This is a genomic window from Synechococcus sp. R6-10 (assembly GCF_047461815.1).
Taxonomy (GTDB): domain Bacteria; phylum Cyanobacteriota; class Cyanobacteriia; order Thermostichales; family Thermostichaceae; genus Thermostichus.
Genome location: NZ_JANSHW010000072.1, coordinates 1 through 5829, shown reverse-complemented (window position 1 = coordinate 5829; position 5829 = coordinate 1). Strand labels below are relative to the sequence as shown.

At 58.1% G+C, this 5829-nt stretch carries 4 protein-coding genes; 2 read left to right on the top strand and 2 right to left on the bottom strand.

Annotation, left to right across the window (positions count from 1 at the left end):
* The first annotated feature begins 194 nt into the window (after window positions 1-194).
* The gene (locus tag NW837_RS02425) at window positions 195-2132 is read left to right on the top strand and encodes a cellulose biosynthesis cyclic di-GMP-binding regulatory protein BcsB (RefSeq protein ID WP_414329109.1); all 1938 of its coding nucleotides are present in this window, start codon (window positions 195-197) and stop codon (window positions 2130-2132) included.
* Between the two features lie 84 nt (window positions 2133-2216).
* Window positions 2217-4511, top strand: coding sequence for a glycosyltransferase family 2 protein (locus NW837_RS02420; protein WP_414329108.1), 2295 nt, complete (start codon window positions 2217-2219; stop codon window positions 4509-4511).
* A gap of 55 nt (window positions 4512-4566) precedes the next feature.
* Here the strand turns inward: NW837_RS02420 and NW837_RS02415 are convergent, their stop codons facing one another.
* Window positions 4567-4926, bottom strand: coding sequence for a hypothetical protein (locus tag NW837_RS02415; RefSeq protein ID WP_414329107.1), 360 nt, complete (start codon window positions 4924-4926; stop codon window positions 4567-4569).
* A 239-nt stretch (window positions 4927-5165) separates the two neighbouring features.
* The coding region (locus tag NW837_RS02410) for an alkaline phosphatase D family protein (protein WP_414329106.1) at window positions 5166-5829 on the bottom strand (664 nt) is incomplete at its 5' end.

The window sequence follows — 5829 nt, the reverse complement described above, 5'->3', positions numbered from 1 at the left end:
GGGAAGACGACATCGTGCGCTTTGAGGACGACTACGCCCGCCAGTAAAGGGATCCCCTGGGCATCCGAATCCACGATTTGTGCGTACAGACCCCGAAAGCTTACAGATTTCTGCATGTCGGGCAAACCTGGGTCAGGTAGGCCAAGGAGCTTGCCTGCCTCAAACAAGTTGGGGATCAACAAGAGGGGGTCAAGGTGACGCAGAAGGCAAGGCAGTGGGCTTTGTGGGTTGCCGGTTTGCTTTGGTGTTGCGGGCCGACGGCTGTCCACGCAGCGGAAGTCATTTCTCTGCAAAGGCTGGGCTACGACCGCTCGGTGCTGCTGCAAGGAGCTAACCCGCGTCTAGATATCGGGATCCCTGCCCCCCTGAACGGTGTTGACCCTGAGGCCAGCTTTGTGCAGTTGCGCCTGACTCCCTCGCCGGTGCTCAAGCCCACGTCCACGGTGCGGGTGCTGATCAACGAGGAGCTGGCGGGTATCTTCCTGGTGCAAGATCTGCGGCAGGAGCCGGTGGTGCGGGTGCCCATCCCCAGCTTGGCCGCTGGCGAGCGCTTTATCACCTTGTCGGTGCAGCCTTTCCTGAGCATCAGCGACGATATTTGCGCCGACTTGAATACCGGCAATTTGCTGCTGACGGTAGGGCGGGATAGTTTCTTTGAGCTGGTGCCCCGCGCTCCCGATGCCACGGTGGCCGGTTTTCTGGGCCGGCTGTATCCTCAGGTTACTTTGGTAGTGCCGGCCAATCCTTCCTCTGAGACGGCGGAAGCAGCTCTGTGGCTGTACAGCCTCCTTTCTCACCTGTTTCCGCAAACGCCCATCCTGTGGAGCAACCGTCCGAAGCAGGGGGCACAGGTGATCTTAGAGCCGGCCAATTTCACCCCCCACTTGCAGCATCAAATTACCCCAGAGGGATCCCGCCTGCGAGTGGCCGCCCGCCGGGAAGCTATTCTTGCTCTCTATGAAGAATGGAAGCGGGCGGGGCTGGTCAGCCGCGGCATCCAGGTGACAAGGGTGGCGGATCTGGAGAGAGCGCTCAGGGCCAACCGCCTCAGCCTGCGAGAGCTGGGGATCGTGGATCCGCTGCTGCGGGGGTTTGGCAGCCAGTCTTTGGTCTTCAACTTCAACCTGTCCCAATTGGGGGGACGACCGCGGGATCTGGCGGCGCAACTGGATGTGATCATGAACCCGGTGGATGGCCGGGTGGGGGATCGTCTCACCGGCTACGTGTTCTTAAATGGGGTGATGCTGCGCACCTACAACCTAACCGGGCGCACCCAGCTCAACGAAACTGTGACCCTGCCCACCCGCCTGCTGCGCCGCTTTAATCAACTGGAGCTCCGCTTTGACTATGGCGCCAGCCCCGGTAATTGCCAGGGATCCCTGACTCCGCTGACCCTACAAGTGCGCTCGGATAGCTCTGGCTTTATCTGGAGCGGCTACCAAGCCCCCACTGGCGAGCTGCAGGAGATCCCGGCGGTGCTTCGAGGATCCGGCCAAGTGTGGGTAGGGGATCCCCAGTTGCTGCCAGCTACTGCTTATCTCTTGGGTGCCCTTGGTCGTCTGTCGGCACAGCCCTTGTTGCCCACCCTCCAGTTTTTGCCGGAGGGGAAATCCCAACTCCAAGCAGAGAACTTTGCCTGGCAGATAATCGTGGCCGGGCCGGAGCAGGTGGAGCTCAACAGCCCCATCCGGCTGGGATCCCAGTTTGAAATCATCAATCCCCTCAACCAGCAGGTGGCCTTGGCCGCTCAGCCTCAAGAAAACCTCGGCCTTTTGCAGTACTTTCTCCTGAAAGGTAAGCCGAACCTTTGGCTTTCCTGGTGGGGATCTGACCCGGCTTTGGCAGAGCGCCTCAGCCGCGGCCTTGCCGATCCGCGCACCCGCCTGGCCAACCAGCTACAGGGAAACGTGCTCACCGCCTATGCCGCTGCCCCCGATCTCACCCAAGTGCAAAGCTGGGATCTCACGCCGGCAGGCTATCGAGTGCGCTACCCTGGTCGCTTCAGTTGGCAGCTTTTGTTGTGGCAATACCGCTATTGGTTAGTGCTGCTGCTGGCCCTTTTGCTGGCAGTAGGAGCCTGGAATACCTACCAACGCTTGGCCCGCCGCCCTGAGTCGCCCACCCTTTCCTAGGGGGGTTGGCAGAGGACTTCCGGTTAAACCAGACTTGAGCCAAGCAAGGACTCCGTCCCACTTGCGCGAATAGGGTTTCCAGCCATGCTCCAGTCCCTCAAATCCTCGCTTTTGCGCACGGGCTACCTTACCCGGCAGCAATTGGCTGAGGCTGAGGAGTATCGCGAAGCAGCTAGTTGCTCCTTGCCTAGGGCTCTTTGGAGCTTGCGAGTCATGCACCCGGGCAAGTTTGTCAACTTGTGTCGCCAGATTCTGGACCGGCCTAGGCTGAGAGACTGGCTGCTCAAGCACTCCCTAGATCCAGAGCTGCCTTGGCTGATTGAGCCTATTGATTTGGTGCCGGTGCGCTTTTTGCCCTGTGGTTGGCTTGACCCGCAAACTGTTGTGGTGGCCACAGAAGAGCCGGGCTTCCCCGCCATTTGGCAGTCTGTGAAACACCTGTGCCCGGAAGCAGAAAAACTCTGGGAGATCCCAGCCACTGAAAAGCAGATCCTGACGGTCATCCTTGAGCGCAAGCTGGCCGCCGAGCTGCTGGGCAGCCGTCTTACCTTAGAGCAGTGGCAGCAGGCTTTGGAGATCCGCCGCCGCACCGGCTCCAGCCTGGGGCAGGTGCTGACCCGGCTGAGCTACCTCTCCACCCCCGAGTATCTCAGCATCCTAGCCCATTTGCTGGGCTACCCCGCTGTCTCAGAACTAATGGGGACAGGGCTGCTCCACCGCGACGAGAGCCTGAGCCGGCAGTTTGATCCCGAGGTGATGATGCGCCACCTCTTCTACCCCTTGAGCTGGACGGATGAGCACACCCTTACAGTGATGGTCAATGACCCCCTGGACTGGGCGGTGGATGAGCTGCTCTACAGCTGGCGGCCAGGCTTGCGGATTGAAAAGGTGCTGGGCACCGAGCAGGATATCACGCAACTGCTCAGCCAAGACCAGGGATCCCGCTTCAGCCAAGAGGCGGTGTACAAGCTGATGGCCCGCCTGCCGGAGGAATCGGCCTCGCGGGTGTTTACTCCTTCTCAGATTGCAGTGGGCTACGGCCTGCTGCTGCTATTTCTATTGGGGTTGGCCACTGCTCCCTGGACGACTCTGACCATTTTGGTGCTGCTGATCAATCTTTTTTACGTCGCTTCGATCCTGTTCAAACTGCTGCTCAGCCTAGTGGGATCCGCCGATCGCTTCCACCAGATTACCGATGAGGAAGTAGCCGCTTTGGATGATCACGACTTGCCTATCTATACCATCCTGGTGCCGGTCTACAAAGAGCCGGAAGTAATGCCGATTTTGATCAAGTCTCTCTCCAAGCTGGATTACCCCCATGAGCGCTTAGATGTGCTCATCTTGCTAGAAGAAAACGACCGCGCCACCATTGAGGCGGCCCGGGCTGCCAAGCCCCCCCGCTACGTGCGCCTGCTGCTGGTACCGGATAGCAAGCCCAAGACCAAACCCAAAGCCTGCAACTACGGCCTGGCCTTTGCCCGTGGCGAATATCTCACCATCTACGACGCTGAAGATATTCCTGACCCAGATCAACTCAAAAAAGCGGTCATCGCCTTCCAGAAAGGGGATCCCAGCTTGGTTTGCGTCCAGGCTGCCCTTAACTACTTCAACCGCAACGAGAACTTCCTCACCCGCATGTTCACCTTGGAGTATTCCTATTGGTTTGATTATCTTCTGCCGGGTTTGGAAACTCTGAAAATGCCCATCCCCCTGGGAGGCACTAGCAACCACTTTCGCACCGACCGCCTGCGGGAGCTGCAGGGATGGGATCCCTTTAACGTCACCGAAGACGCAGATCTAGGCATCCGCGCCAGCCAGCACGGCTATACCGTGGGCGTGATCAACTCCACCACCTACGAAGAGGCCAACTGTGCCGTTAAAAACTGGATCCGGCAGCGCTCCCGCTGGATCAAAGGCTACATGCAAACTTGGCTGGTCCACAACCGCAACCCCCTGCGCTCCTTGCGCAAGCTGGGCCTCAAAAACTGGCTATCCTACCAATTTTTTATCGGGGGCAGCTTCTTTACCTTTCTCACCAGCCCCATCATGTGGCTGCTGTTTATTTACTGGCTGCTCACCCGCGCCCATTGGCTGCAAAACCTATTTCCCAGTTGGCTGGTTTATCTGGGCTTGTTTAACCTCCTGGTGGGCAACGCCATTGGGATTTACCTGAACCTGGTCGCGGTCTTCCGCCGCGGTTACTACGATCTGGCTTTCTATGCTCTGCTCAACCCCATCTACTGGCAACTGCACTCTATGGCAGCTTACATGGCTCTGTGGCAGCTTTTCACCAAGCCCTTCTACTGGGAAAAGACCATCCACGGGCTGAGCAAGTTTACCCATGCCAAAGTCCAGGAAGCTGCTCATAAAGCAGCCTAGGCTACTGAATCGGTTTCCCAAGCAGTGGCGACGAAGTGAGGCCAGCCAGCACCCCTCAGAAGCTGTAGTCCGAATCTACGATCACAGCGCAACCACGGGGGTGGAGACAGCTAGCCATAATCACCTTGACGGAAAAGTTGCCCTCGTAGGGCGCCTGCACGATGGGGAAATCGTCCAACAGTTCGTCTGCAGCCACCACCTGACCGCTGGCATCGTAAAGCACCAGATCCACATCGAAGCAATCCTGGTCGCACTGCGCCCAGATGTTTTCACCTCGGTAGAAATAGCCTGTAACTACGGTCGATTGTCCATTAAGAAGCCACAAACTACGGCTCTGAGCCCAAGTGGCAGCGCCCCCGATAACTGTGGCCGCTCCTATTAAGCTTGCCACCAACCAGCCCCGCACCGAAGCCATAAGACTGCCCTCCTACTGAAAAACGGAGATAGATTTTCTACAGGGATCCACCTCAACGCCCACACTCTAGCACCCAGATCCGTTTCTCCCGAATGATTCAGATCACGTTAAGGATCTTAAGAATCTCATGCTGAAAATCGCGAAAAAGAGTTACAAAAAAAGGGATCCCGAGTAGAGCAGGGATCCCTCAATTCTGATTAACAATCCGGCGAAGCTCCCGCATCGGTCTGGCCGACTTCTCATTGCGGCAAATTCAGTTCCCCCCTTCGCCCTAAGGGATCCGTCAAAACACTGCCGGTGGGGCCTTTGATTTGAATGGTGCAGCGGCTGCCGGACACTTCGATGACGTTGTAGTTAGGCACTGCCAGCTCCAAGAAGCGCAGGTTGCCCGTTGTTACGCCAGGGATCCCGCTCACCTCTGGATTGGCAGGGTTCACAGGGGCCAGAAAGCCATTCACAATCCGGTAGTAGAGGCGGCTGGCGTTGGGGATCCCTAGGCGATTCCCTTCTTCATCGATGCTTAAAGCGGTAACACTCCGTCCCGTGGGGCCAGTCCATACTTCCCAAATGGGGTTGCTGCTGCCGGGGTTGACCTGGCCGATGAAACCGGCGTGGTTGTTGCCGGTTAGGAACACCACGTTGCGGATGTTGTTCTGCTCGATAAAGTCGATCACCTCCTGCCGCTCCAGCCAATAGCCCTCCCACACGTCGTTGGAGCGGAAATAGGTCACTGTGATGGGAAACTCGCTGACGATGAACTTGTAGGTGGCGGTGGAGTTGCGCAGGCCGTTGAACAGCCACTGCTTCTGCGGATTGCCCAAGAGGGTACGGGGCGTGCGGCGCAGCAGGTTAAACAGGGCTTGCTCGGAGCCGGGTGGGCCGAAGAAAAGGGTTTCCTGTTCG

Excerpts from the sequence above, each read along its gene's own strand:
- NW837_RS02415 (WP_414329107.1), bottom strand. The coding sequence starts at position 4,926 with ATGGCTTCGGTGCGGGGCTGGTTGGTGGCAAGCTTAATAGGAGCGGCC.
- NW837_RS02420 (WP_414329108.1), top strand. The coding sequence starts at position 2,217 with ATGCTCCAGTCCCTCAAATCCTCGCTTTTGCGCACGGGCTACCTTACC.